The sequence below is a fragment of the Vibrio sp. ER1A genome (assembly GCF_000733315.1).
In the GTDB taxonomy this organism is placed as follows: Bacteria; Pseudomonadota; Gammaproteobacteria; order Enterobacterales; family Vibrionaceae; genus Vibrio; species Vibrio mediterranei.
Map to the genome: position 1 here is coordinate 1,361,877 of NZ_JPJA01000086.1, position 26,910 is coordinate 1,388,786.

Annotated in this window: 23 protein-coding genes; 12 read left to right on the plus strand and 11 right to left on the minus strand. The window is 43.3% G+C overall.

Annotation, left to right across the window (positions count from 1 at the left end; translation table 11 throughout):
- Window positions 1-75 precede the first annotated feature (75 nt).
- Together HW45_RS13060 and HW45_RS13065 are read left to right on the plus strand one after the other, a co-directional pair.
- Window positions 76-792 carry a GntR family transcriptional regulator gene (locus tag HW45_RS13060; RefSeq protein WP_038227329.1) on the plus strand — a complete coding sequence of 239 codons (717 nt, stop codon included), beginning with the start codon at window positions 76-78 and terminating at the stop codon, window positions 790-792.
- A gap of 107 nt (window positions 793-899) precedes the next feature.
- Window positions 900-1,811, plus strand: coding sequence for a DUF808 domain-containing protein (locus HW45_RS13065; RefSeq protein ID WP_038227330.1), 912 nt, complete (start codon window positions 900-902; stop codon window positions 1,809-1,811).
- Between the two features lie 23 nt (window positions 1,812-1,834).
- Here the strand turns inward: HW45_RS13065 and HW45_RS13070 are convergent, their stop codons facing one another.
- On the minus strand, window positions 1,835-2,164 hold the full coding sequence (locus tag HW45_RS13070) for a 2Fe-2S iron-sulfur cluster-binding protein (RefSeq protein WP_038227331.1): 330 nt from the start codon (window positions 2,162-2,164) through the stop codon (window positions 1,835-1,837).
- A 102-nt stretch (window positions 2,165-2,266) separates the two neighbouring features.
- Window positions 2,267-3,232 (minus strand): nitrilase family protein, encoded by a 966-nt coding sequence (locus HW45_RS13075; RefSeq protein WP_038227333.1) that lies wholly within the window; start codon window positions 3,230-3,232, stop codon window positions 2,267-2,269.
- A 101-nt stretch (window positions 3,233-3,333) separates the two neighbouring features.
- On the opposite strand from HW45_RS13075, the gene HW45_RS13080 reads away from it, so the two are divergent.
- Window positions 3,334-4,206: a LysR family transcriptional regulator gene (locus HW45_RS13080; protein ID WP_038227334.1), complete on the plus strand. Its 873-nt coding sequence runs from the start codon at window positions 3,334-3,336 to the stop codon at window positions 4,204-4,206.
- Here the strand turns inward: HW45_RS13080 and HW45_RS13085 are convergent.
- On the minus strand, window positions 4,203-5,360 hold the full coding sequence (locus HW45_RS13085; protein WP_038227335.1) for a multidrug effflux MFS transporter: 1,158 nt from the start codon (window positions 5,358-5,360) through the stop codon (window positions 4,203-4,205). The two genes, HW45_RS13080 and HW45_RS13085, sit on opposite strands and share 4 nt — an antisense overlap.
- Before the next feature lie 97 nt (window positions 5,361-5,457).
- On the opposite strand from HW45_RS13085, the gene HW45_RS13090 reads away from it, so the two are divergent.
- The 3 genes from HW45_RS13090 (at window position 5,458) to HW45_RS29320 (ending at window position 8,157) form a co-directional block, all read left to right on the plus strand.
- Entirely contained in the window at window positions 5,458-6,222 is a 765-nt protein-coding gene (locus tag HW45_RS13090) for an AraC family transcriptional regulator (protein WP_038227337.1), read from the plus strand.
- Window positions 6,223-6,527: 305 nt separating this feature from the next.
- Entirely contained in the window at window positions 6,528-7,688 is a 1,161-nt protein-coding gene (locus HW45_RS13095; protein WP_038227338.1) for an MFS transporter, read from the plus strand.
- A 139-nt stretch (window positions 7,689-7,827) separates the two neighbouring features.
- Window positions 7,828-8,157: a DUF4870 family protein gene (locus HW45_RS29320; protein WP_062456033.1), complete on the plus strand. Its 330-nt coding sequence runs from the start codon at window positions 7,828-7,830 to the stop codon at window positions 8,155-8,157.
- A gap of 33 nt (window positions 8,158-8,190) precedes the next feature.
- Here HW45_RS29320 and HW45_RS13105 read toward each other — a convergent pair whose 3' ends face one another.
- Window positions 8,191-9,783 (minus strand): ATP-binding cassette domain-containing protein, encoded by a 1,593-nt coding sequence (locus tag HW45_RS13105; RefSeq protein WP_038227340.1) that lies wholly within the window; start codon window positions 9,781-9,783, stop codon window positions 8,191-8,193.
- A gap of 420 nt (window positions 9,784-10,203) precedes the next feature.
- Here HW45_RS13105 and HW45_RS13110 point away from each other — a divergent pair, with 420 nt between their 5' ends.
- The 5 genes from HW45_RS13110 (at window position 10,204) to HW45_RS13130 (ending at window position 17,811) form a co-directional block, all read left to right on the plus strand.
- A complete protein-coding gene (locus HW45_RS13110) occupies window positions 10,204-12,399 on the plus strand; it encodes a chemotaxis protein CheA (RefSeq protein WP_038227341.1) in 2,196 nt (731 codons plus the stop codon).
- Between the two features lie 163 nt (window positions 12,400-12,562).
- Window positions 12,563-13,102 (plus strand): chemotaxis protein CheW, encoded by a 540-nt coding sequence (locus HW45_RS13115; RefSeq protein WP_051868053.1) that lies wholly within the window; start codon window positions 12,563-12,565, stop codon window positions 13,100-13,102.
- On the plus strand, window positions 13,095-15,911 hold the full coding sequence (locus HW45_RS13120) for a methyl-accepting chemotaxis protein (RefSeq protein WP_051868056.1): 2,817 nt from the start codon (window positions 13,095-13,097) through the stop codon (window positions 15,909-15,911). The genes HW45_RS13115 and HW45_RS13120 overlap by 8 nt, the downstream gene beginning before the upstream one ends.
- On the plus strand, window positions 15,911-16,735 hold the full coding sequence (locus tag HW45_RS13125; RefSeq protein WP_038227344.1) for a CheR family methyltransferase: 825 nt from the start codon (window positions 15,911-15,913) through the stop codon (window positions 16,733-16,735). The genes HW45_RS13120 and HW45_RS13125 overlap by 1 nt, the downstream gene beginning before the upstream one ends.
- A gap of 5 nt (window positions 16,736-16,740) precedes the next feature.
- Complete coding sequence (locus HW45_RS13130) at window positions 16,741-17,811, plus strand: protein-glutamate methylesterase/protein-glutamine glutaminase (protein WP_038227346.1); 1,071 nt, start codon at window positions 16,741-16,743, stop codon at window positions 17,809-17,811.
- A gap of 91 nt (window positions 17,812-17,902) precedes the next feature.
- Here HW45_RS13130 and HW45_RS13135 read toward each other — a convergent pair whose 3' ends face one another.
- From HW45_RS13135 to HW45_RS13160, 6 genes are all read right to left on the minus strand, one after another.
- A complete protein-coding gene (locus tag HW45_RS13135; protein WP_038227348.1) occupies window positions 17,903-19,039 on the minus strand; it encodes a DUF1501 domain-containing protein in 1,137 nt (378 codons plus the stop codon).
- Window positions 19,040-19,044: 5 nt separating this feature from the next.
- Entirely contained in the window at window positions 19,045-20,406 is a 1,362-nt protein-coding gene (locus HW45_RS13140) for a DUF1800 domain-containing protein (RefSeq protein ID WP_038227349.1), read from the minus strand.
- Between the two features lie 122 nt (window positions 20,407-20,528).
- Complete coding sequence (locus HW45_RS13145) at window positions 20,529-20,879, minus strand: hypothetical protein (protein ID WP_006070412.1); 351 nt, start codon at window positions 20,877-20,879, stop codon at window positions 20,529-20,531.
- A 27-nt stretch (window positions 20,880-20,906) separates the two neighbouring features.
- Window positions 20,907-22,223 carry a peptidoglycan DD-metalloendopeptidase family protein gene (locus HW45_RS13150; RefSeq protein ID WP_051868058.1) on the minus strand — a complete coding sequence of 439 codons (1,317 nt, stop codon included), beginning with the start codon at window positions 22,221-22,223 and terminating at the stop codon, window positions 20,907-20,909.
- A 138-nt stretch (window positions 22,224-22,361) separates the two neighbouring features.
- A complete protein-coding gene (locus HW45_RS13155; RefSeq protein ID WP_038227352.1) occupies window positions 22,362-22,670 on the minus strand; it encodes an isoamylase early set domain-containing protein in 309 nt (102 codons plus the stop codon).
- Window positions 22,671-22,793: 123 nt separating this feature from the next.
- Window positions 22,794-23,420 carry a hypothetical protein gene (locus HW45_RS13160; protein WP_235225463.1) on the minus strand — a complete coding sequence of 209 codons (627 nt, stop codon included), beginning with the start codon at window positions 23,418-23,420 and terminating at the stop codon, window positions 22,794-22,796.
- Window positions 23,421-23,719: 299 nt separating this feature from the next.
- Here HW45_RS13160 and HW45_RS13165 point away from each other — a divergent pair, with 299 nt between their 5' ends.
- Complete coding sequence (locus tag HW45_RS13165; RefSeq protein WP_038227353.1) at window positions 23,720-25,090, plus strand: YjiH family protein; 1,371 nt, start codon at window positions 23,720-23,722, stop codon at window positions 25,088-25,090.
- Window positions 25,091-25,552: 462 nt separating this feature from the next.
- On the opposite strand, the gene HW45_RS13170 is transcribed toward HW45_RS13165, so the two are convergent.
- Window positions 25,553-26,653: a carbohydrate porin gene (locus HW45_RS13170; RefSeq protein ID WP_038227354.1), complete on the minus strand. Its 1,101-nt coding sequence runs from the start codon at window positions 26,651-26,653 to the stop codon at window positions 25,553-25,555.
- Between the last annotated feature and the right edge of the window lie 257 nt (window positions 26,654-26,910).

The window sequence follows — 26,910 nt, forward strand, 5'->3', positions numbered from 1 at the left end:
ACCATATTGTTTTAACTGGTGGTTTTTTTGGCTTAGTATGAAGAATGTTTATCATGTTGCGAGAATCTATTCACTATGTCCACCACCAAAGCTAAGTATTCTGATATCTATCAGGCGATCAAGGAGAGGATTCTCTCTGGACAGTACACAACTAACCAAAAATTACCTGGTGGTAGTGAGTTAGCAGTAGAATTCGGATGCAGCGAGCTCACCATAAAGAAAGCACTCGATATTCTTGTCACCGACGGTTTAGTGGTGAGAAAACGAGGGTCTGGCTCGTATGTGAAACGTCCTCTTGGTAACTCCGGTTATAAGCATCTTTACGGCACCAAAGCCAATGTGCAAGACAGTGGTCAAACCCTAACCACAAAAGTACTGGAGTTCTCCGTCGTCCCTGCAGACACCTTCTTAGCAGAGCGATTGAACTGCGACATTGAAGACATGTTGTACAAAACAACGCGGGTACGCATCATTGATGACACACCGGGTGCGGTTGAGGAGACCTATATGCCTATTAATGTCATTCAAGGTTTAAAGCGTGAACATGCCCAAGATTCTATTTATAGCTATATCACAGACACACTAGGTCTCAAGATCCACAGTTCGACGATGGAAATCACGGTCGTCAAAGCGAATGAGTTTTATGCTACTGAGTTAGACATAAAACTAGGCGAACCTTTAGTCAATGTAGAACAGATTGTTTACCTCGATAATGGCGAAATTTTCGAGTACTCCAATGTGAAGCATCGATGGGAAGGTTACAAGTTCGCCACTAACTTTGTGAAACTGTAAGACTTATCTGGTTGAACACCGACATTTGCTTGCTAGCTTGTTAAAGTCCTAATTAGTGTTACATTTGCTTACAGGTATGACGACTTTTTCGCAAACAGGTAACGCTTATGGCTGGTTTGAGTCTATTAACTCTTCTCGATGATATTACTGCGGTATTGGACGATGTTGCACTGCTCTCAAAAGTAGCAGCAAAGAAAACCGCTGGTGTATTGGGTGACGATCTCGCCCTTAATGCCCATCAAGTTTCTGGCGTTTCCGCCGAACGTGAAATCCCTGTTGTGTGGTCCGTCGCGAAAGGATCCTTTAAGAACAAATGCATTCTTGTACCCGCCGCGCTCATTATCAGTTTTATTGCTCCTTGGCTGATCAATCCATTATTGCTGATTGGGGGGCTGTTTCTCTGCTACGAAGGTGCTGAGAAGATTCTGGAAAAGCTGTTCCACAGCAAAGAACACACTGATGATCAAACCACACCGGATCTTGGTGGTGACTCCGTTGAGGAATACGAGAAAAAGAAAATTGCCGGCGCGATTCGCACTGACTTTATCCTATCGGCGGAGATTATTGTTATTGCTTTAGGGACGGTCCAAGGACAGTCCACCAGCATCCAAATCATGGTGGTTAGTCTGATTGCCGTTGTAATGACTATTGGAGTATATGGACTGGTTGCGGGTATTGTTAAACTCGACGATTTAGGTTTTTACTTAGAACGAAAGTCTCAAGGAAAAGGACTATTATCCAGCATTGGTAGAGGATTGATTGCCTTTGCCCCTAAACTGATGCGCACGCTCACTATCGTTGGTACTGCGGCTATGTTCTTAGTGGGCGGCGGTATTGTTGTCCATAACGTACCCGCCATTCACCATCTTATTGAACCTATCATCATGGATATTCCCAACCTATCCGTTGCTCAAGCCATTATCCCAGCTCTGCTCAACGGCGTTATCGGTATCATCGCAGGCCTCATTGTTGTGGCTGTATTTAGCGTAATCGGCAAACTTAAAGCCGCCGCTTCTTAACAATTGACTGAGGTTGTAGCTGACTAACAGCTACAACCGCATGATGACGTATCACCCGACTTCACTTGCTGCTTGAAATTTTGCAGCGACACTTTTCGGATTTGGTCGAGGTCTCGACGCTTAACTATCACTTCTGTATTCGACTTAGGCTTACTTGAACAAGCATAAGTTTGCTGGCCATCCACTTCAACCAAACACGCTTTACAGCAACCATGCTTGCGTTTATTTTTCAAACATGGAGCGGGGATCCTTACCCCTACTCTGCTCGCTAATTCGACTAAGTTCTTTTCTGAAGCACCAATAACTGTCGTTTGACCATCAATAGTCAAGGTGGCAGGTTTAATCTGAAACATATTTCTCAACTGTTCTGTTTTAACTCTCTTAATAAGACGAAGCAAAATCAAAAAAGACGACCAATTCTCGAAATATTATTCAATTTAGTGTTTAGAACAAGTTCAGATCTTATCTCGCGAGAATCTCGCATGATAAGGGTCGAGCTCATTTCCCTGCTTTTCGGTTAGCTCTTGGTATAGCTCTGGCCTGCGACCGCGAATCCAGCGACGGCCAGTACACATTTCTAATTCCTGACCGTCCAGTACAGCGACAACCATGTCGTCATCAAGACTCTTTGACTCAGTAATCACTTCACCATAAGGGTTAAAAATCATCGCGTGTCCCGTGCGCACTTCATTCATGTCCACACCAACCCCATTACTAAATACTACAAATAGTCCATTATCATGAGCTCTAGCAGGCAGCCAGCGCATTAACCAAGCACGGCCTTTCCTACCTTGCATTTCATTGTAGATAGTCTGTGGATCTTGATGTCGATTATGCCAAAGCTGAGGATCAATCAGCCCCATAGCATTTGGGCTTCGAGAGTCGCAACCGCCTGTTTGATGGGGCGCAATTAAGATATCCGCTCCTTTTAACGCCGTGATTCTCACGTTTTCAACCAAGTTGTTATCCCAACAAATCAGGATTCCAACCTTACAGCCGTGAGGGGTGTCAAACACCGTATACTCATCGCCACTACTCATATGGGGGCTGACAAATGTATGCAGCTTTCTGTGCTTTTGAACCACACCGTTCGGCATCACAAACACGTAGGTGTTGTATAACTGACCGCACTCACCCTCTTCAATCAGCCCCGCGCCAATACTCATATTATGACGTTGTGAGAGTGCCAACAGTGCTTGGCTAGTGTCGCCCGATGGCACAGGTTCTGAGAGTTCAGAAATCTCATCACGAGTAAGCGCTGAAACATGCCAGTAACCAGTAACGCACATTTCGGGAAAGCTGATGATATCTACCTTGTTAGCAGCGGCTCGAGTCACAAATTGCTCTATTATCGCTAAATTGGCAGATTTATCTCCCGACTTATGATTGAACTGAACTGAGGCTACTTTTACCGACTTCATACTTTCTCCTTATGAGAGCTTAACAGTGAAGTCACAGTGTAAAAAATACTGTTGATTCCGTATAATGAATCTAAATCACAAATTGATTACCATTTGGAATCATGAATATCGACCTTCTAAAAGCGTTCGTGACCTTGGCTCGCAGCGATACCTATCGCAGTGCTGCTGAGGCACTGTTTATCACTCAGTCAGCATTGACGAAAAAAATATATCGGCTAGAGAGTGATATTGGCGCGACCTTATTTGACCGTAATCGAGGCGGGACGAAATTATCCATTGTTGGAGAGTGCCTGCTCCCCGAAGCGAAGCGCGTCATTGCGAGCGCTGAGAAGTTTGATCAGTTATCCAACCAAGTTGCAGCTGGGCAATCCGGTTATCTTAATGTTGGCTTCGGTATTTCGAGTTTTGACATTGCACCTCGACATATCTCCGAGTTCAAGCAGCGTTTCAGCGATGTCCATGTCACGCTTAACGATCTCCCATCTCAGACACAGACAGAGCAACTCCTGTCAGGCGAGTTGCATATCGCCTACTCACGCCTCCCATGTGAAAGCAGTCTATCTTCAATCACACTCTCCAGTGATCGACTTTGCGTAGCGGTCAACCGCAGCCATAGTGAGTCGTCACTGACGTCTATACTTACTTCTCTTCCCTACTTAGCATTGAGACCAGAGCGAGGAATGGGGTTACACCAACAGATCTCAAAGGTTGCTGCGGAGCTAAATTGGCAGTTCACACCAAGCCAATTTGCCGATGATATCTTGACCTTGCTGTCATTGGTTAAAGCCAATATAGGATTTATCATTGTTCCAGAAAGTGCACGCTCTTTGGTTGATGACACGATACGTTTCCTCCCGATCCCCTCGACAGATAATCATTGGGATATTGGCGTTATTTGGAACCCCGATGTTATCAATCCGGTAAAAGACCGCTTTCTCGATATGTTGAAAGAAAACGGCCTTATTCTAGATTAAAGTTGACGATGGACTTTGAAGAATAGAGTGACGATCATAAGCATTGAGACCGCAACGAGTGATAACCCTAGGTTAGCCACTGCACTTGATGCCGATAATCCAACAGCAATCATTATGTAGTACAGCAGACCTAAAATCGCACTCGCACTACCAACCGATTGTTTGTAGTTCACTAACGCTTGACTTAGTACGTTAGGAATACCAACACCAAACGCCATAACCACGACCATCATAGGCAGTAAGAACCATAGGCTGTCTTGCGTCATGTAAACACCTAAAGAGCCCAGGGCAGATAAAGTAACAGCCAATTTGATTAACGATGCCGAGGTTCTACCTTTGGTAAGAAGCCGTTTGTTTATAGTGCTGCCTAAAAACGTTCCAAGCGCCAATACCACACCTGAGTATCCGAACTGTTGAGCGTCAAAACCCAGTTCACGAAATAAAAACGGGCCAATCTGGTAATAGTTGAATACTACGATATTAAAACCAGCGACCAATAGTGCCGACACCCAGATATGTTTATCAAACAGCATCTGTTTAGCCGTCTGGGTTAAGGACGTTTTGCGCGACTCTTGGCAGCCTGTTTCTGGCAATCGTAACGCACTTTTACCAAGCAGTATCACTGCCAGTAGGCATAGCGCCCAAAATACGTAGGTGTGTCCGCCTAACTGGGTGAGCTGTCCGCCTACGAACATACCAACAACCGGACTAATGGCGATGCCCATCCCCATTAAAGAAAATACTTTCCTTAATTCCTCACCGGAGAATTTATCACGCAGCATGGTTTGTGTGACCACTGAGCCTGCTGCTGCGCCAAAAGCACTAATAGCACGAGCGACCAACAGCATCTCGAACGATGTCACGAATACGGCCGTAAAAACACCGATAGCGTAGGTTGTTAAACCCAATAGCATACTTGCTCGACGTCCTAATACATCAGACAGAATACCCCAAGCCACGACTCCTATCGCAAATGCATAAAAATACGTTGCAATGGTTGCTGCCGCAAGACTATCACTCACCCCAAAATGTTGCCCAATATCTCCTAGCGCCGGGCTGTAGATAGTTTCAACAATTTGAGGAAACATAATAAGTAGTACCATTAACCACAAAGGGGGTTTCGCTGTTTCCCCATATTTTGTTTGTTGAATCATTGTGATTCCTCCTCTTAATTTGATGTTGAGGAGTTTAGCCTTAATGGATTTTGTACTAATATCATCATAAGAACAAAAAACATCGAAAATAAGACAAATGGCACTAATTGATCACCAGACACGTTTCGATGCTGACGCATTGAGTGCACCTGTTATTGGTATTGCAGCAAGAGTGGGCAAACATGATTCAGGCATGCACCAGCATCAGAAAGGACAACTGCTCTACGCACCTCAAGGTTGCATGACTATCGAACTTCAAGGATGTCGTTCGGTTTTGCCGCCAACTCAAGCCGCTTGGATACCACCAAACACAGAACATCGAGCGAGCATGAATAATGTCGTCGAGTATCGCTCGCTATACTTTGATACCAACTTGTTTGATAGTGCCCCAGACACCATACAGTACCTTACCGTAAACGAGCTGTTGAAAGCCTTGATTGATAGAATGAGCTTTTGGTCTTGGGACATTAGTATCGAACAAACCCGCAACACCACAGCGCTGTTTTGGGAAGAGTTTCAATTAGCGTTAGCAGAGGTGCACCTCTTACCTATCCCCAGCGATCCGAGAGTCACGGGCATCTTGAATCATTTTTTGACCGGAGAGCAAAGCCTCCCTTCACTAGAGGAGTTTTCCCGCCATGTGGGGGCCAGCAGCAAAACCGTCAGTCGAATTTTCGCTAAAGAAACCGGTATGAGCTTTCAATCTTGGCGGCAACAATGGCGGTTGCAGCGAGCCACAGAGCTATTGGCACTGGGGCAAAGTGTTCTAGATGTTTCTTATACTTTGGAATTTTCAAGTGACAGTGCTTTTATCGCTTTCTTTAAACAACATATGGGGATCACCCCCAAACAGCTCTTTTAGTGTCGGAAAATAATATTCCATGATTTAATTTTTTGATAAAGCACTGATATTTCCGCCAAACATTCACAACGAGACTTTCCTAGACTACTCAATAAAAACAGTATGTTAGCTTATTAAACAATAGCTACATTTATACTTCGCTTCAACGATAACTAATGCCAACACATCGATAAATATTTGTTGTCGTTATGGTCATTTTTTTTAGTTTTACTCCTCCTCTTTCAAGCCTCATAGTCGCGGCGAAAACCTAATCAATTTCTCAATTCTGTTTCGATTTTCCAACGACTATTTAGGAGGCTCTGCTAGTGGAAAACACACCTGATTTCGCAGTAAAAACTGGCTTTAAAGTACCTGTTATTGCGCTATCACTTTATGCCGTCGCATCAGGTTATTTGATGAGCTTAATCCCGCTTATGCTGGGTGAATACGGTATTGATGCAAGCAACGCAAGTTGGCTAGCAAGTGTGTTCTACGCGGGTCTTTTAGTTGGTGCTGTTGTTATTGAACCGGCGGTAAAGCATATCGGTCACCGTATCGCATTTATTGCCTGTCTAGCGCTATTTATCGCTACGATCGTTGCGTTGCCACTGATGCCTGTCGCATGGGCTTGGCTGATTGCACGCTTTGTCGCAGGTATTGCTGTCGCGGGTGTCTTCGTTATCGTTGAGTCATGGCTACTTGTAGGTGATGAATCAAGCCGTGCCAAACGTCTTGGCCTCTATATGGGTTCGCTATATGGCGGCTCTGCACTAGGTCAGCTTGGGATTGGTTTTATCGGTGTTCAGGGTAGCCTGCCATTTGTGGCGATTCTCTCTATGCTAAGCGCAGCTATTCTGGTTCTGATGTTCGTTCCAACACAGCAACCACAGAGTGCTCACTCGGCGACACTATCGTTCAAACAAATTGCAAAACTGAACCATGCTGCAATCATCGGCTGTATTGTTTCAGGCTTAACCCTTGGCTCTATCTATGGTCTGATGCCTGTAGAGTTAACGCACCGCGACGTGTCACAAAGCAGTTTAAGTGCATTAATGGCCTTAGTGATCCTTGGCGGTATGGCAGTACAAACACTAGTACCTCCACTACTTAAAATAGCGGGTCGCACTCCTCTAATGGGCATGTTCTGTTTATTGGGTGTATTTGGTGTCGGCCTAGTTATTCTCAGCGATGATCTGAGTGTACTGGCGATCAGCTTATTCTTAATTGGGATGGCGACGTTCGCCCTGTACCCGATTGCTATTAACTTAGGCTGTGACAAATTGGACGAGAGTTTTATTGTCTCTGCAACGCAAGTTATGCTGTTTTGCTACAGCATCGGCTCAGTCGCTGGTCCGGTACTTGCGGATTGGTTTATGGACGGTACGCAAGGTTTGATGGCTTATTTACTTGCAACCATGATGGCAACCGCTATCTATATGTTCATTGCCAGTATTCATACCAAGAAACACTTGGTGGCTGGCGAGTAACATCACACTTTAAGTTCACGTACAGCGTAAACAACAAAGCGGCTTTCAAGGCCGCTTTGTTACTTTGAAACCTTCAGTTTCATCTCTGGTTCATGTTTTAAGTACTATAGTTAAATCAAGTCATTACATGGGAACGATTATGCTATCCGAACAAGACCAACAAACTAAAACTAACGCCATTGTCGCTTACGCCTGTTTACTTTTAGGAAGTTTCACTGGCATTTTCTATCTCGTTGGCGGTATCTGGGCCATGCTTAAGCGCAGTTCCTCAGCAGGTAGTCCGTTGGCTGATCACCTCGAAAACGCAGTACAGACATTTTGGGTCTCCATTATTTTGACGGTCGTGGGTATCTTCTCCATGCCGCTGTTTGGCATTGGCTACTTAATACTTGTTGGGACATCCGTTTGGGTCATCTATCGCTGTGTGAAAGGACTCGTTAGGGTGCTCGACAATCAAGGTTACAACTAAAAAAGAGAGGCTCGATTGAGCCTCTCTTTTTCGTCAGTCAGTTAGGGCAATGACTTTGTCTATCCTTAATTGCTCGATGAATCCCATATCATGACTGACGACTAACACAGTCCCTGCGTAGCCGTTAATAGCAGCAATCAACTGTTGTTTTGCTTCGAGATCCAAGTGATTATCCGGTTCATCCAATAACAGGGTAGCTACCTGTTTTTGGTGCGAAGCAATCAACATGGCTAGCTTCATTTTCTCGCCACCACTGAGTTGCTCGACTTTGTCATAGACTTTGTCTCGCCTAAAACCGATGCCAGCTAATAGAGTACGAGCAACAGGAATTGTCATCTCCTCACACCCTTCACACACAGCGTCAATCAGCGCTAAATCACCGTTAAGCATAGAAAAGTGCTGATCTAAGTAAAAACACTGCGTATTGGCTCGAAGCCCTTCAGTCACATCACTTGAATTTTGGCTAACAGCGAGTACTCGCTTTAAAATGGTCGACTTACCCGAGCCATTACGACCTTTTAACCACGCATGCTCGCTGGTAAGTACCGTCGCACGAATCGGTGCACCAAACACATTAGCATGCTGAAATGCGTCAAACGCGATGGCTGTCTTACCTTGTGTTTGAACCACTCCGGTGTACCATTTCTGCGGTTTATTCTGTTCTATTTGATCCTTCACTTGCTGAAGTTTTTGGTCCAAAACCGCGAACTGGCGTTCACTTTGAGCCGCAATCGCAGCGTTAGCATTCTGTGCGCCTTGCTTTTTACCATCCATCAGTATTTTTGGCTGGCTACCACTCGTCCTTTGTGCTTTGCCTCTTGTCGCGAGCTTTTGAGCTGTGATCAGACGTTGGTGCGCTTTCTCTGCTTTTACCTTTCTCTCCCTGGTCAGTGATTTGGCTTTGTCCTGCAACGCTTGCAGATGCTCATTTTTGTTAACGACGAATGTTTGGTAGTTGCCTCCATAGCTGGTAATACCTATCGAGTTCAGCTCGAGTATTTTGTCAACGTGATTGAGGAACGCAATATTGTGGCTCACCACCAACACTGGTTTATCTATTGTTTTTAATTGCTTCACTAACCAATCAACATGCTCAGAATCTAAATGGTTAGTAGGCTCATCAAGAACGAATGCGTCATAATCTTGCTGCAGTAGTACATAAAGCCTTAATACAGCGCGTTGCCCACCACTTAATTGCGCCAGTTTGATATTGAGGTCGGTAGGCAAACGCAGTTGCGTGAGTAGCCTTGCTAATTGTTCAGCAAGATCCCATTCACCATCGGCAATCATGTCAAACCAATGACAAGAGCTGTCACCTTGCAGAATGTGCTCAAGGGCGAGCAACTTCTTTTCCACACCTAATTGTTGAGCAATGCTTTGAGACAAGTCTGATTTACTTTCTAATTGGCTATAAAAGCCAACAGATTTGATCTGATTTCCCCACTCCACTCGCCCTTCTGACGGTGGGGTTAATTTAGCGAGGATCTGCGCCAAATGACTCTTGCCACTGCCATTTTTTCCTACTAACGCTGTGATGCCTTCTTCAGTTGAGAAGCTAATCGATGAAAATAGTCGGTCTCCATCAGGAAACTGCTTTGAGATTGAAATTGCATGGAATGCAGTCATACATCCTCCTTTACAGAGCATGTGACGCTTGGCAGATAGTACTATTTTAAGTCAGCTATATGCTGATTATAGAGATGTGTAGATAGAACGAGCCAACGCCCACTAACTCTGCGATTTCAAAAGTTACTTGTATAAAACGATCGAAATTGAGTTAGTTGTTCATGTAGGCGTCTACTCCGAAGAAAGTGATAAGTAGTTTATACGCGAACTTTGCAATAAATACTAGTTCCAAACGTTAAAGTCATATGTCAGGAAACAAACTTTAAGCGTTCTTCTGAGGAAGTTATCCATTAGAACATTTCTGGAAATCTCATTATTGCCTCCCATACTGCTCTTTAATCACTCTACGGTTCTCTCAATCGAGCACCGCAGGTTAAATCCACTCAATGATGAGCTTCTTACCAATGAATTGAGGGCCCTATGTCCGATCCCACTCGCCAATTTGAGAAGATCTTTTTTGAAGAGATGACAGAACATCTAGAGGAAATGGAATCATCATTACTTAAGATGCATGACAGCGAGGATGAATCTGAATGCCTATCAGACTTATTTGACGCCATCTTCAGAGAGGTCCATTCGATTAAAGGTAGTGCCGCAATTTTTGGCTTTGATGACATTTCTAACCTAAGCCATATTCTTGAAAACTTATTAGACAAGCTTCGTAACAACCAGATCACGATACAAAAGCCTATGGTGGACGTATTTTTGGAAGCCAGAGACGTCCTAGAGTCGGTGAAAAACGCACATCAACACAGAAGTGACATTCCAAGTGAACGCATAAGAATCGTTTGTGAAGAACTAAACAAATTCAGTTGCAGTGAAATCATTTCACCCTCAGAAGCTGAGCAAATAACCGACGTAAGCTCATTAAGAGAAATAGCCGAGCCCTCAACAGCTCGTCCCTTGGAGCTCGAAAAATCGACATTAAAGATACTACTTGTCGAAGACTGCAAAGTGATTCAAAAGGTCACAAGTTTCACCCTTAACAAACTTGGCTACACCATGCTCGACATTGCTGAAAACGGACAGCAAGCCATAGAGAAGCTCAAAGCATCAATTGATGAACCTTATCAACTCTTACTACTAGATTGCCAAATGCCAATTATGGATGGTTACCAGACGACAAGTGAAATAAGAAGCGGTAGTGCGGGAGAGGTGTATAAATCAATAACCATCATTGCAATGACAGGCATGGCTGGCGAAGAAGAGAAAGAAAAATGTCTGCAAACTGGCATGAATGACTACCTAGCTAAACCTGTTAAAGCTCATGTTGTCGATGAAAAGATTAAGAGTTGGTATTTAAGTAAGCCCAATTCATGCGAGTATACGCCCCCTTGCTCAAAAACATCCCCCCCCTCCCAACCTTGCACCTCAGACGAGACACACAACAAGGCAGCAAATCCAAAACAAAATGCGGAATATCGAACAAATGAAGTGCGAGGCCGAACTAGACCTTTGGAAACTTCATCAATTCGCGTTAGTACTAAAAAAGTAGACCAATTAATCAATCAAGTTGGTGAGCTCATCATTACACAATCAATGCTCCAGAAACTCACTTTTGATCTTGGTCTTGATACCAATGAAATGCTAGCCGCAAGGCTGAACCAATTAGAGAGCAATACACGAGATCTACAAGCCTCTGTCATGTCCGTGAGGATGATGCCAATTGGTACCGTGTTTGGACGTTTCCCACGCATCGTTCGTGACCTATCAAACTCACTGAATAAAAACATAAAGCTGGTTATCGAAGGCGAACAAACTCAACTAGACAAAAGCCTATTGGAAAAATTGGTTGACCCACTGACGCATCTCATACGCAATAGTATTGATCATGGTATTGAATCCCCTGAAGAGAGAAACAAGGTCAATAAGCCAGAGCAAGGTACAATCAAACTGTCTGCCGTGTATCGTGGTGGTGATGTGATCGTTCATGTAGAGGATGATGGATCCGGCATCGACCCACAGAAGATTCTCACTAAGGCGCAAAAAAACGGTATGGTTCTACCGCAAAATATGAGCGAAGAAGATATCTTTCAACTGATATTTTCTGCGGGCTTCTCGACAGCGGAAAAGGTAACTTCAGTATCCGGTCGCGGTGTAGGCATGGATGTGGTTAAGCGCAATATCGCCAGTATTGGCGGAACGGTAGAAGTCAGTTCAAAGTTAGGAGTAGGAACGAAAATGTCCATTCAATTGCCTCTTACGTTGGCAATCTTGGAAGGGATGTCGATTAGTGTCGGAGAGCAGGTTTATATTATACCGCTTACATATATTGTTGAATCAATACAACCAAAACCGCAAGATCTGAAAAACCTCAATAGTGGAGAAACTATGATTCGGGTCCACGATGAGTATGTGCCGGTTCTTCGTCTCCACAAGTTCTTTAATCTTGATACCGATATCCGAGAGCTACATAAAGGCATCGTTGTCTTGCTTGAGCATGGCAATAGAGTCATTGCTTTATTTGTAGATAGCTTGATAGGACAACAGCAAGTGGTCTTGAAAAATCTAGAAAATAACTTTAGGAAAATCCCTTGTATTTCGGGCGCAACAATCATGGGAGATGGCCGCGTCTCACTAATTTTGGATGTCGCCGATCTAGTAAGAAGTCGCTAATCATCATTAGGTTACTGCCATTTAGAAAATAATTTATAAACTTAGACAAGAACTAGCTGGACAATTTCCTACACTATTTTCAAGTCAAAAGTTTTTGGCACTCAAATAATACAACTTTAAGGCTATGAGTGACAAATTTAAAAAAACCAACATGGAAATCATCATGGCAGCTAGTGATAAAGATGACCTAGACAAAAGTGAACGAACAGAGGCAAAAGAATATTTAACCTTTTGGCTTGGGGAAGAATATTACGGAATAGATATATTAACTGTGCAAGAAATTCGAACCTACGGCCAAGTAACCTCTATTGCAAACATGCCTAATTATATAAAAGGTGTTATGAACTTGAGAGGCGTTGTAATTCCTATCGTTGACATGCGATTAAAGTTCAACTTACCTAATATTTCCTACCATGATATGACCGTTGTGATCATTTTAAATATTGACCAGAGAATTGTTGGCATCGTTGTTGATAGTGTTGCTGACGTATTATTACTCGACAATGTAGATGTCCAACCCCCACCAGATTTTGCAAGTGCTCTGGACACAAAATATATTCAAGGACTTGCATCTCAAGAAGAGTTAATGCTCATTTTAATTCATATAAAAAAACTAATGAACAGTCAGGATATGGCGCTTTTTGACCAAATAGAATCGGACTCAACAGTCCTTGAGCCACAGGAAGGTCGTACCCATGAATAGCGAAGAACGAGAGTACGTAGTTCAGGAAAACGAGATACTTATCTCCACTACCGATATGTCCGGAAGGATTACATTTGCCGATGATAATTTTATTCGTATTAGCGGTTACTCACTCGATGATCTTATTGGTAGCCCACACAATATTGTCCGTCACCCAGATATGCCTAAAGAGGTATTTGAAGATTTCTGGCGCGAAATTAAGGAAGGCAATTGTTGGTCTGGAATTATCAAAAATCGACAAAAAGGTGGCGGATTTTATTGGGTAAAATCTGATGTAGCTCCTTACTACAAAGATGGCGTTCAACTCGGCTTTATGTCTATTCGTTCAAAACCTAGCAAAATTGAGCTGGAAAATGCCAAGGTTCACTATGCTAAGTTCAAAGAAGGTGCTCAAGGAAATTACCTCATTAAACGAGGCAAAATCGTAAAAGACCAAAAGAGCAACCCACTAAAAACATTGAGCATTAAGCAACGTTTGTTTGGATTAGTTCTAGTAGCAACAGTTTCACTTTTTTCAGTTTTAGGCATTGGTATCCATAGCTCTTATACCGAGAAAGAAGCCGTAGAACATCTATTTCATAACCATATAGAGTCTTATAGCCAATTACGTTCGGTCGACAAGCTATGGGCGGAGAACCGGATGTTGCTTCAAACTCTATTAGTAACGAATGATATTACTCAGAATAGCGAAATAGGAAATAAGCTGAGAGACAACACTCAAAAACTAAATGATATTACCAAGTCTCTCATTGATGAGTTTGATTTAGAACACTCGACCAAGATTCAAAAATATCAAGACATCGCAGACCAAAGCGATAGATTAGCAACGACATCACTGTTAGAGGTTTATTCTAAGCTCACTATAGACAACATGACCCTCTCAAGCGAAATGAGCTTTATTTCGTTCGTTCAAGATACCATTTCACAGATCGCTAGTTTTGAAAAAAACATTGGTGAGCTCATCAGTGAGAACCAGCTTCAATCAAAAGACATTTACGAGCAAAGTAAACAAGTATTCTGGTTTGAAGTTACCCTTTCATCGGTTATCACGCTTTTCTTTGTCGGTGTATATCTGATATTCGCTTATCGATTTAATCATGACATTAACTCTAGGTTATCAGATATTAGACGTTACTTTATGCGTTTGGTTAAGCAGGATTACCTCTTTGACATTAACGTAGACAAAAATGATGAAATAGACCAAGTTCTTCAATCGTTGAAAATTATGAAAGTACAGTTGGCATATAGTGTTCGTCAAAAAGCTGTTGCCGCAACTCGCATTAAAATTGCTCTTGATAACGTGAGTACGAATATGATGATCGTTGATAGCACCAATGCCATCATCTACGTCAACCCAGCAATAGTGAGCATGTTCAAATCGGCGGAAAAAGAGTTAAAAGCTCATATGCCAGATTTTGACGCTGACCAGTTAGTAGGGCTAAATATCAATGATCTCAACCTAGTTTCCATCAATCAGGATAACAATGACCATCATGCAAACAACCAATCTAATCAGCCAGTTTTGGGAACCGAAACAGTGCAAGAGATTGATATCAATGATCGTATTTTTAAGGTTGTTAGCAATCCTGTCATCGATGAGGTTGGCCAACAAATCGGCTATGTCACTGAATGGGCAGATCGTACAGCTGAAGTTGCCGTGGAACGCGAAATTGAACAAGTTATTCAGTCTGCTGTGAAGGGCGACTTTTCGCAGCGCATGACGTTAGACGGAAAAAACACTTTTTTCACCATGCTATGCGGCAATATGAATCGCTTACTCGAAATAAGCGAGGTGAGTTTGACAGATATCGTTTCAGTCCTCTCCTCTTTGGCCAAAGGAGACCTGACTTCAGAGATCACTGCAGATTATTCTGGCGCATTTGGTGAGCTAAAAACAAGTTCTAATCAGACCGTGGCAAAACTTAAAGAGATGATTCAGCATATTAAAGTGTCCGCCGACACCATCAATACTGCCACAAAAGAAATAGCCATCGGCAATATTGACTTGGCGCAGAGAACAGAGAAACAAGCGCGTAGCCTAGAAGTCACTTCATCCAGCATGGAAGAACTTACTATTACAGTTAAGCAAAACTCCGAACACTCTAAAAAAGCGAATAGCTTAGCGAAAGAAACTTCATCAAGTGCTCTTAAAGGCGGAGAGATTGTTAAGCAAGTAGTCGAAAATATGTCTGAGATCCACACAAGCTCTCAAGAAGTCATGAATATTATTTCAGTTATCAATAGTATTGCTTTCCAAACCAATATTCTTGCTCTCAATGCAGCTGTAGAGGCAGCTCGTGCAGGCGAGCAAGGACGAGGGTTTGCGGTTGTTGCTACTGAAGTTCGCAACCTAGCGCAACGCTCAGCCTCTGCGGCTAAAGAAGTAGAAAGCTTAATCAACTCATCTGTTCGGAAAATTGAAACCGGTTCGAAACTGGCCACACAAGCGGGGGAATCAATCTCAAGTGTGGTGACTTCCATCCAAGAAGTTGCACAACTTATCGATGAAATTACCCAAGCTTCGGTTGAACAAAGCACTGGGATTGACCAAGTTGCTAAGGCCATTTTGGAGGTCGATGATGTAACACAACAAAACTCAGCACTCGTAGAAGAAGGCTCTGCCGCGGCTAGTTCTCTTGAAGAACAAGTTGCTAATCTTGCACTTTACGTTGCGGTATTTGATACAGGAGAACAGCACATCTCTTTGCATCAGGATAGTTATGAAACGCTTCCCAATGAACAGAACTTAATCATTGCAGCTGCCGCCTCACATAAGCATCACGAGGACAACGATTGGTCTGAGTTTTAATGTTAGTTAATACCCAGTTCGGCTATACAGAACACGATTTTGAGGCAATAGCGTCGTTAATTTATTGCCGTGTGGGCATCGCCTTCCGCAAGAATAAAAGGAACCTTGTATATAATCGATTAGTCGGACGATTGAGAGTACATAGGCTGGTAAACTTTACCCAATATCTCAAACTGTTAGATGACCAAAATCATGAAGAGTGGGAATATTTCGTGAATGCTCTAACGACTAACCTCACCTACTTCTTTAGGGAGCCTTATCACTTTGATTTTCTAAAAAGCTACGTGCAGGAACATTTTGAGCATTTAACTACGTCTGAACCACTAAGAATCTGGTGTTCAGCCTGCTCTACTGGTGAAGAGGCTTACAGTATTGCGATGACTATGGTTGAAGCATTTGGAACCAATCAACCTCCAGTCAAAATACTCGCGACAGACTTAAATACGCATGTACTTTCGGTCGCGAGAGAAGGGAATTACACCACAGATAAACTTGAACGAGTAAGTGAACAGCAAAAACTCCAGCACTTCATCTACCATAAGTACAAAAACACGTATGAGATTAGACCGGAAGTAAAATCACTAGTTCATTTTAAGTGCTTGAATTTAATGGATACTCAGTGGCCAATGAAAAAGAGCTTTAATATGATTTTTTGTCGCAACGTGATGATTTACTTTGACCGAGAAACCCAAAGTAGATTGCTAACTAAATTTGCTCACTACTTACCCCAAGGTTCGTTGCTGTTCCTTGGTCATTCGGAAAGCTTCTCCGAGCCTCAGGATAAATTTAAGCCACTTCGGCAAACCATGTATACGCGAGTGTAGTAATTATGCCGCTAAAAGTACTTATCACAGACTCTTGCTCTGAAACCTGTCAAACCTTGCGCCATATTATTAACGCGCAAACCAGTATGACGGTGGTCGGTATTGCTCATAATGTCCGTCAAGCACGTGCATTGATAAAACAGCTAAACCCGGATGTAGTGACTCTTGCTATCGAACTTGAAGGGATGAATGGGCTGGATTTTCTCAACAAGATTATGACCCTGCGCCCAATGCCGGTGGTCGTTATATCTAAGTTATTAAATCGTAATTCTTTACTCATTCAGCAAGCCTTGAAGTTAGGTGCAATGGCATGTGTAGCCATACCTAAAACCACCAACGCCACTGGCTCCAACCTGGATTCTTTTGCCCTAGACGTAATAAAGAACCTTAAACAAGCGCATCTGCAATACCACAAAAAATCTCAACTCAGATCAATAACGTTAGAGCTGGAGCAGCAACTAACCGAAAGGAAGTCGCGGCCTAACCCAAATGCAACTCGGTATTTGATTGCCATAGGAGCTTCAACGGGAGGAACCGAAGCCATTACTACGCTATTGAAGCAACTGCCGGAAGACTGTCCCGGCATTGTTATCGCCCAACATATGCCAGCGGGGTTTACCCGCTCCTTTGCGGCTCGACTCCAGAGCCTGTGTTCCATACAAGTTTTAGAAGCAAAACACGAAGAAGTTATAGAATCTGGTCATGCCTATATTGCCCCAGGCAATTCTCACCTTGTGGTAGAGATGAGAGCTGGGTGCTACTACACGATTTTAAGTAATGAAGATCCTGTTAACCTTCATAAACCCTCCATCGATGTTCTGTTTGAATCTGTCTCAGCGAACATCAAAACATTTGGTATTGGGGTTCTTTTAACGGGTATGGGAAAAGATGGTGCTGCTGGCTTATTGAAAATGAAGCAGGCAGGTGCACTAACCTTTGCGCAAGATGAAAAAAGCTGTGTAGTCTACGGTATGCCTCGTGAAGCTATGAAGCTGGGAGCCGCAATAAAGCAACTATCGATCCCAGAGATTGCCGACTCCATTGCTAGCTTGACTGCCTCAAAGCCCACGTCTTAACTCCAAGATACCCACACTAAGCAGCATAAACTACCCCGCTAAACGACTTGAGATTCAAGCGACCATGTCCCGATAACTTGAATCGTTAGCTTTACGATGTCAAAACGTTCAGTGGCACAAGGTCATCGGTTTCAGGAAATGTAATATTAAGTGCTTCTTCGCTCGCCCCCAGGTGTTCTTGTAGTATCCCTTTTGTCACCGCTCTTATGTCAACTGTTGGTTTTAAGTCTCGACCTTCATGCAGCTGAGTAGGCGATAATCCAGGCCAATTGCTCACGACTTTTGACTGGTGAACTGCCCCGCCCATTACCAACATCACGTTGCCTGTGCCGTGATCGGTCCCTTTGGTCCCATTCTCGGCGGCGGTTCGTCCAAACTCACTCGCTGCAATAACCACAGTCGACTGCCATTTTTCGCCTAATGCGGATTTTAACGCTGCCATACCTTGATCAAACTTATTGAGCTGATTGGCAAGTCTGCCTTTTTCCGCCCCTTGCGACGAGTGTGTATCCCATCCGCCCAGCTCTAGTACCACAATATTTGGTCCATTGGGCGAGCTCACAAACCTGCCAGCCTGCTTGGCTAAGTTGGTAAATTGTTTATTTTGATTGCCCCCCGTGGACATTGACTCTAATTTCATCGCTTCTTCAAAATTGGCAGATAGCTTTGCATCAGATTGGAACATTTCCGCTAATAAGTTGGCCTGCTCTTCTTTAGCTTTTAGCTTATGAGGAAACCAACTGCTAACTTTGACATCACCTTGAGCAATCAGCGGTAGCCCAGCATCAATTGCAATCGCTTGGTTGTTCTGTTGTGTCGTCAAAAATCGATTCAACCAACCTATAGGATCAAAGGGATCCGTGGAGCCATTTTCTAGAATCTTCTGACCATCAAAGTGAGAACGACTTCGATAGCCAGTAGCGCAAGCATGAACAAACATAGCTTGCTTGTTCTGATACATCTGATGAACGCTTTTTAACGCTGGATGTAAGCCAAACCCTTTCTCTAACGGGTTAAGCTGATCTTTGGTGAGTGCTATTGTTGGTCGCAACTTTTGGTAATGCTCATCAAAACTTGGTACTACAACGTTGAGTCCATCCATCGCGCCGCGAAGTGTTATCCAAATCAGTACATTTGGGCTTTGCGTTGACGCAAAGGCGAAGTTGGGTAGCAAGGTAACCAGAGACGCCGCTCCTACGCCTTTCAAAAAATGTCGTCGTGTCGTCATAACGTTTACCTATATTGAAACTGTGGGCTCATCCAAAGCGCAACAAACTTGGAACTGGCATCTTGCGCCTTATCTAACGCAGTCAGTAGGTGTTCATCGACTTCATTGCCATAAAGGCGTTGTACAATCTGCGTCACCTTATCATCAGGGTTCTGTTTACTACGCTCACTTCTGGTTATCAAAAGCTTGGCGACTTGGTTGGCAACTTGCCAACGCTGAGTCAATGCGGCCGAGCTATTATAATCAGCATCGTTATCAGACCATCCTGCGGGCGACCCCGACATAAACGGTTCTTGTCCTAATTGTCTCAACATTGAATGCATCTGCTTCTGGTTGGGTTCAAAATCGGCGCTGCGGAGCACAGCAAAATACCATTCCTGAGGTGTGCGAAAACGCAGGCGCTCATCCTTATTTTTAAGGCTGCTATTAATCAATGTGAGATATACCGGAATTAACATGCCTTCGTTATCTATCCAGACTTTGGTGAGTTTATCTACCAATGAAGAGTGTCCTACACCGTAGAAATGCTCGACCAATTTGCCACAAAGATGTCTTGCGGTGTTTTCATGATTTGCAAGATCGCGAAGACAGCTCATGCCCTGTTGCTCTCCTTGCTGGTCGTACACTTTGCCCAATACGTTGATCGCACCAGGTTCATGCATGGTCGATGAAAAGCGATAACCTGGAGTGTCCGGTTTAAAGCTCACCGTCCAACCAGTGATACCCTGCGCGAGCTCAACAACATCCTTTTGTGTATAGCCACCATCCACACCTAAAGTATGTAACTCTAAAATCTCTCGAGCTAAGTTTTCATTGAGTCCTTTATTGCGCTTTTGTCCTGCTTTTGAATTAGGCCCAACTGACTGGTGGTTATCTAGGAAGATCAGCATACTGGGGTGTTGAATCACGCCTATCAGCATACTCGGGAAATCGATAGACCAAAGCTCTCTGATTACTTCATTTTCAACACCAGAAGCTATTGGACGGACTCTGCGTGTATCCGCGGAGATCGCAAAATGGTTGCTCCAAAATTGGATTAAACGTTCTTGAAAGCTTAGTGGAGTGTATAGGGTTTGTAAGTTTCGCGCATGAACAAGATTGCGGAAGTTTTCTTGAAAAAACGCGTTATTGGTTTTGGTAAACTGTTTTTTCTCTTCTGCGCTTTTTGCTGCCTTTCGTCTTCGATTCAGGTCACCAAAATGTGCCAACATTTCATCGGTAGATGGAAGCGATAAAATCGCCTTATGAGTATAAGCCTGAGCTTTGAGTTGCTCATTTAAGCCGGGCTCAAGCTTAGCATCGCCAGCTCTTGGCCCAAAGCCAAATCTCTGCGAAACAATGTACTGAGCAGTGTCCTTGTTCTCCATGGCAACCTCTGTAAGTATGCGATACCTAAAGCATTACACACTAAGCAAAAATTGCACACCTGCCCTGACGATAAAATAACAAACGGCGCTNNAGCGCCGTTTGTTATTTTATCCGGATAGGATTAAGAACGTTTAGGTTGCTTGTAAGTCTTACCTGCCGCCTTATACGTGTCGCTTTGCTTCATTTCGAACATAGCATCGAAGAACCACGCGACAAACTTAATGATGTCGTCTCCTTCGTTCATAATGTGCTCAACGTATTCTTGCTCGTCACCGTTATCATCGATATCGGTGAATACATGATAAATACGCTGTTCACCATCGACATCCGCTAATGCAAATTGACCGCTTAAACTGTTTGCTGCCTCGACAATCTCTTGGTTCTCGACACTTTTAAGCTTATTCAATGCATCTGGGAGCGTTTTGAACTCGCAAAGCTGCATGACAAGTAGTTGAAATTCTAGTTGTTGCATTATCAATACCGTTATTAACCTAGCGAACTACAAGCTCGCCAGTTTAGTTTCTTGTTTCTCAAGCATAGAGTCTAACTCATCGCGACGAGCAATAAACTGCTTGAGCTCGTTCTTGGGCACAGAGTCTGCCATAGGAATGTTCGCTCGCATAGCATTAACTGGTCGCCCACGAGAAATCAATTCGTAATGCAAGTGAGGTCCGGTCACTCGCCCAGTCGCTCCAGACAAGCCGATACGAGTACCACGAGTCACCTTTTGACCTTTCTTCACCAGAATCTTACTTAAATGAAGATAACGAGTCTTGTACGGACCACCATGGTCGATAACGATATACTTACCTGCATATGGGTGGTTGCGCACCATAGCAACAACGCCATCACCAGTGGTATAAACATTCGTACCAGTACGAACACCGAAATCAGTACCGTTATGCGGTGCAATTCTGCCTGTTACAGGATGGCGACGGTTAGGGTTGAAGCCTGAGGTAATTCGATGATTTTTCACAGGGTAGCGCATAAATGCACGCTGTAAACTGTCACCTTTAGCATCATAGTACTGACCATTAGTATGAAGGTAAGCTGAGTACATCGCCCCACGGTTAAAGATCTTAATTGCTTGTATTTCAGAGTTACCTGTCGCGGTGCCATCAACAAACTGACTGTTTTTGACAACTTCAAAACGGTCACCGGCACGAAGGTCACGAGTGAAACTCAGTTTGTCTTTAAGCAGTGTAACAACTTGCTCAATCTCACGAGGGTTTAAACCTAATTTGTTCGCTGAAGAAGAGAAGCTGCCATGAATTTCACCGACCAAAGCCACGCTTTCCCACACGCCAGGAATAGAGACATCCTTAAATTCAAAGCTACCGTCATCTAGTCGAGTATAAACCGCTTTTTCGGCCACACTGCGTTGAACCTCCAATTGACCGAGTGCGCCAGTGGCTTCATCTTGCCAAAATCGCATCTTGTCACCGGGACGCAGCGTGTCGAGCACTAAGTAATCCAAATCGGTTTCCATTACTGACATCATGTCTGAGTAAGGAAAACCAAGTTGGTCGAAAATTTGGCTCAAGCTGTCACCTGACTTTACGGTATAGGCGAATTTAGGTGGTAGTTCTGCTTTGGTTGGCTCAGGAGTAATGGCTTTGGCGATAGGTGAATCATTAAGGTCTAGCTCTACCGTTCCGTTGAGGTTTGAGCTAGGCAGACTATGAAGAAACAGAAACGCCGCGATGAGAGGCACGGTAAAAGCGAGGCCGCGTTTTAGTTTTCGTGACGGCGTCTTTGCCGCGCATACGCCGTCTATAGGTTGATTCGATTGCACAATGGTTCCAATGCATTCCATTAAAAAGAGCCAACAGGTTAATCGTTTCTTCGGCGAATTGCATCCGATTGAGGGGAAAATTAAGGTAAAACCTGTGATAAGAATGTAAAAAAGCGAAGCTTGTCGCTTCGCTTTCTACAAAATCAGCATTACTGAGAATCAGGCTTCACATACCTGTTCTGTTTTTACAATACAGTTGTCGGCGCCGAAGCCATTTGGTACATAGTTATCCGCTTCAGCATCATTAACCCAGTCGTTCTCATTCACAAGGTAGCGGAACTGAAACTCCGCGTTTTTTGGCAAACGAGTTTTATATTTGAAAGATTTGGTTTTCGCAACTTTCTTCATTGGCATAGGTTGCCAATCGTGAAATTCTGCTACTAGTACCGCACTTTCAATATTGGTCGCATCCAGTTCGAACGTGACTTCTACTTCATCTTTAGTTTTAAAAAAACGCTTATTGATCATTTGCAAGCTCCGTTTGTCTAAAAAATAACAACATCAAAGTGTCATATTATGTAATCAAGCTCACATTCTCAACATAATAAGTGACAAAGATGCATATCATTTACGAGTGGAAACAAATTCCAATTAACATCCTGTCAATTTGCCATTTTTCAGTATGCAAACCAGTGAATTTTCCTCTGTCGGCGTTTCTGTCATTGACTGTTCAGGGCCATGGCTTTTGAACATTAATGTTGCATCCTGTCCAGATAAGTCTAAAGATTCAATGTCCACTCGATCCCCAGCTAGTTTAGCGTCTGTAAGAATTACTCGCTGCCTTGATTCGTCCCAATTAAACAAGCCAAGGTAATAGAAGACTCCCGAGCCTTGGTTACTCACGGCAAATGGTACAACAGCGAAATGAAGCTTATTGTTTTCAAACATGAGTTGCTTAAATTGATACAGTAGGTAGACGTTGCCACGCTCCATACCATCATCATAACTACCTGCAGCCACTTGTTTATCAACATCGATGTCAGTAAGCAGAGAGAACGCGCTGGTTTCTGGTACCTGAATTGTCCATGGATTTGCCACTTTAACGCCTAGAATAGTCTCTACGACGACATCGGCCTTTTCTGCTTGGTGAGATGGGAATTTGGCCAGTATCTCCTCATCATTCATCGAAAATCGATAGACTCCAGCGACAATGACAACGACGAGAAGACAAAGTGGAATCAGTAAGATCAGTGGCACTGGAAGTTTCTTGCGAGGCATTGTGATGATTCTCAATAAGTTAAGTTCTTCGTTTAGTGTAGCGCTTTCGATTACTAAGCTCAAAGAGTAACAACCCACTATACTTAGACAGATTTACAAAGCCTTAGCACCGAACATTGTTTTGCATATCAGTTGCGACATCAGCACTAAATTATGAATATTTAGTCCTTATTGATGAATAGTATTGCCTTGATTGATAAAAAGCAGTAATCTTGCGCGCAATGAGCAAATATGGATGTTTAGTGAATAAATAGGCAACGGAATTGTCCATTATTAACTAGTTGTAACACGAGAGAAAAATGCAAAATAGCGCTCAATCTGTTCCTGAGTCTGGAAAGAAAGGCAACTTCTGGATGTTCTTCATCCCGTCTTTAATTGGCCTGTTCCTGTTTATGGCTCCAATCACCTTTGACGGCGGTCTAACTATACCTGTAGCTGTCTTAGCTAAATCATTACAAGCGGCGGTTGGCGATTTCATCGTACCTCTAGTTACAGCTATCATCGCATTTATGGCTATCGCGTCAGTTATCACTCGCATTGCTAAGCCAGCATTCATTAATAATAATGAATTTTTAAACGGTCTATTTAATCCAAGTCCAATGTGGTTAGTAGTTCGTTTGATCGGTGGCTTAGCGGTAGTAATGACTTACTTCCAAGTTGGTCCTCAAGCGATTTGGGAAGAAAATACCGGTGGCCTAGTACTCGAAGGTCTGCTACCTACTCTATTTGCTGTATTTATTTTTGCAGGTTTATTGCTACCTCTTTTACTTAACTTTGGTTTGCTAGAACTCTTTGGTGCGTTACTAAGTAAAATCATGCGCCCAGTATTCAACCTACCAGGTCGTGGCGCTATCGACTGTATGGCATCTTGGTTAGGTGATGGTAGTGTTGGTATTCTTCTAACGAGCAAGCAGTACGAAAATAAATTCTACACCATGCGTGAAGCAGCCGTTATTGGCACTACGTTCTCAGCAGTATCAATCACGTTCAGCTTAGTGGTTATCGCTCAGGTTGAGCTTGAGCACCTGTTTTTACCATTTTATGGTGCTATCTGTTTAGCCGGTGTTGTTGCTGCGATTATCATTCCTCGTTTGCCGCCACTACGTAACAAAAAAGACGTGTTCATTGACGGCACTAAACCAGCTAAAGACGCTGAAGTGATTCCTGAGGGCCATTCTACTTTCTCTTGGGGTCTTGATTTAGCACTTAAAAGAGCAGGCACTGTCACCTCTGCAAAATCGGTATTTGGCGAAGGTATTAAGAATGCCGTAGATATGGTATTTGGGGTACTTCCTGTGGTTATGGGGCTAGGTACAGTCGCGCTTGTTATCGCTGAATATACTTCAGTGTTTGAAACGCTAGGCACACCGTTTATTCCTTACCTAGAGTTATTGGGCGTACCTGAAGCAGTTGCGGCATCCAAGACTATGGTTGTTGGCTTTGCAGATATGTTTATTCCGTCAATCCTAGCAGCATCAATCAATAGTGAAATGACACGTTTTGTTATCGCTGCGATGTCCGTTACTCAGCTTATCTATATGTCTGAAGTGGGTGCTCTACTACTTGGTAGCCGTATACCAGTAAACATCTTCGAACTGTTTGCTATCTTCATCCTGCGTACTTTGATTACGTTACCTGTTATCGCAGGTGTCGCGCATTTGATTTTCTAGTACAACATATTGCTCAGTTAAAAGGCTCACTTCGGTGAGCCTTTTTTGTATCGCTCATCTTTTGCTTTTCCATTCAAGACATCGTATCAACCATAATCCAAACCTTCCTCTTTCCCTTCACTAATTGCTGTACTCAATAACAAACTCGCTAGTTTAGGCGCCCACATGGCAACAGAGTAGTGTTGTTATTGATTATTGGACAATGCCTACTGTTATTAATTACGGTCCAACATCGCATCGTGTAGAGGCTTTTTGAAGAGGAAAGTTATGAGGAAATCAACGAGAACATAATGGTGAGGGTAAGACGTGGTAAGCATTCGCCAATGACGGGATGCAAGTGAAGTGTTTTGGGGGAATCTCAGGTAGTTGTACGACTATTAATACCAGTAGTCCAAACAAGAAAACGGAGCCAATGGGCTCCGTTTATATAAGGCAGTGTTTCTGTTCTATACGGCTAAGCGCTTAGAAGAAGTACTTGAAGCGTACACGAACACCTTTGTCTGATTCTTCTTCGAATGCTTTGATATCAGTTTGGTCATCGATAGTCGTGTAGTATGCACCTAGGTAGATTGAGAAATCTTCAACTTGAAGTACATCAGCAAACTCGTAAGAAGCATATACAGTATCTACTTTCGCTTTACCATCTGCAGAAGTTGCGATTTCTTTACGCTCATAGTCGTTATTTGCGTGGATATAACCTAGACCAAAGCCTTTGTACAATGCGTTCACACCAACAGTCATGTTATTCTCATCAACCGCATCCATGTATGCAAAGTTAGCAATCAAGTTCCAGTCTGCTGTTGTGTAGTTAGCAGTCACACCGTAACCCATACGGTCAGAGATATCTACGCCGTCATCAGTAACAACCGCATCTTTAACAAGGTTTGTCTCAAGAGAAGCTGCGATACCGAAGTTACCTGCTTGGTAGCCAACTACTGGACGCAGAAGTACTGAGTCTTTAGTGTTATCGCGGTCGATAGGTGCACCGTGATAATCTGTGCCTGCGAATAGATCAGAGCGGTCACCGATCATCGAACCTAGTTCTAGGTATAGGTTGTTGAAAGTTTGGCTATACATGATCTGGCCGTCAGAACCACGACCACGAGCTTCTTTCATTTGGTATACATAAGGAGCTGCATCTGACACTAGTTCGTTAGAAGTATCACCTGAGTACTCTAGGAACGTATCTTGACCTACAGGGAACATATCGAACGCCTCGAAACGACCCATACGCAGGTTCCAGCCATCTTGCTTACCAAATGCAAACCATGCATCATCCAGTGCAACTGTACCATCGCTTTGCATTAGAGGTTGAACATTCACTTGGAATACGTGACCAGTTTCAGTGTAACGCTCGCCAGCAAATTCAAGAAGAATACGACCAGTTTGGTTGAAGTTATTGCTGTTCTCACCTTCTAGATCTTGGAAGTTGAAATCGAATTCAACATCACCACCAATTGAGAAGTTGCCTGTCTCGCTATCAGCGATAGAGATACCAGCGTTTGCCGCCATTGCAGAAGAAACAAGTACTGCAGCTAGCGATAGTTTGAAAGTATTTTTCATTATTAACCCCAAGGATTGTAATTAACTATTTTTGTTATTTTTTAAAAGCTATTGAGTTGTCGTGAATAAGCGTCGTTAAACTTTGAAAACTCATTCACCAGTCACATCACTCAAAAGTTTGAAAATCATGTACCGAATGAACGAGACAAATTTTCACTAATATCCCGACATGCAGCAATCCTAAGAATTTGAAAATGCCTATCTAAATCACGTTTTTATAAAAATGCAAATAATCTTATTTATCAATGGTTTATATA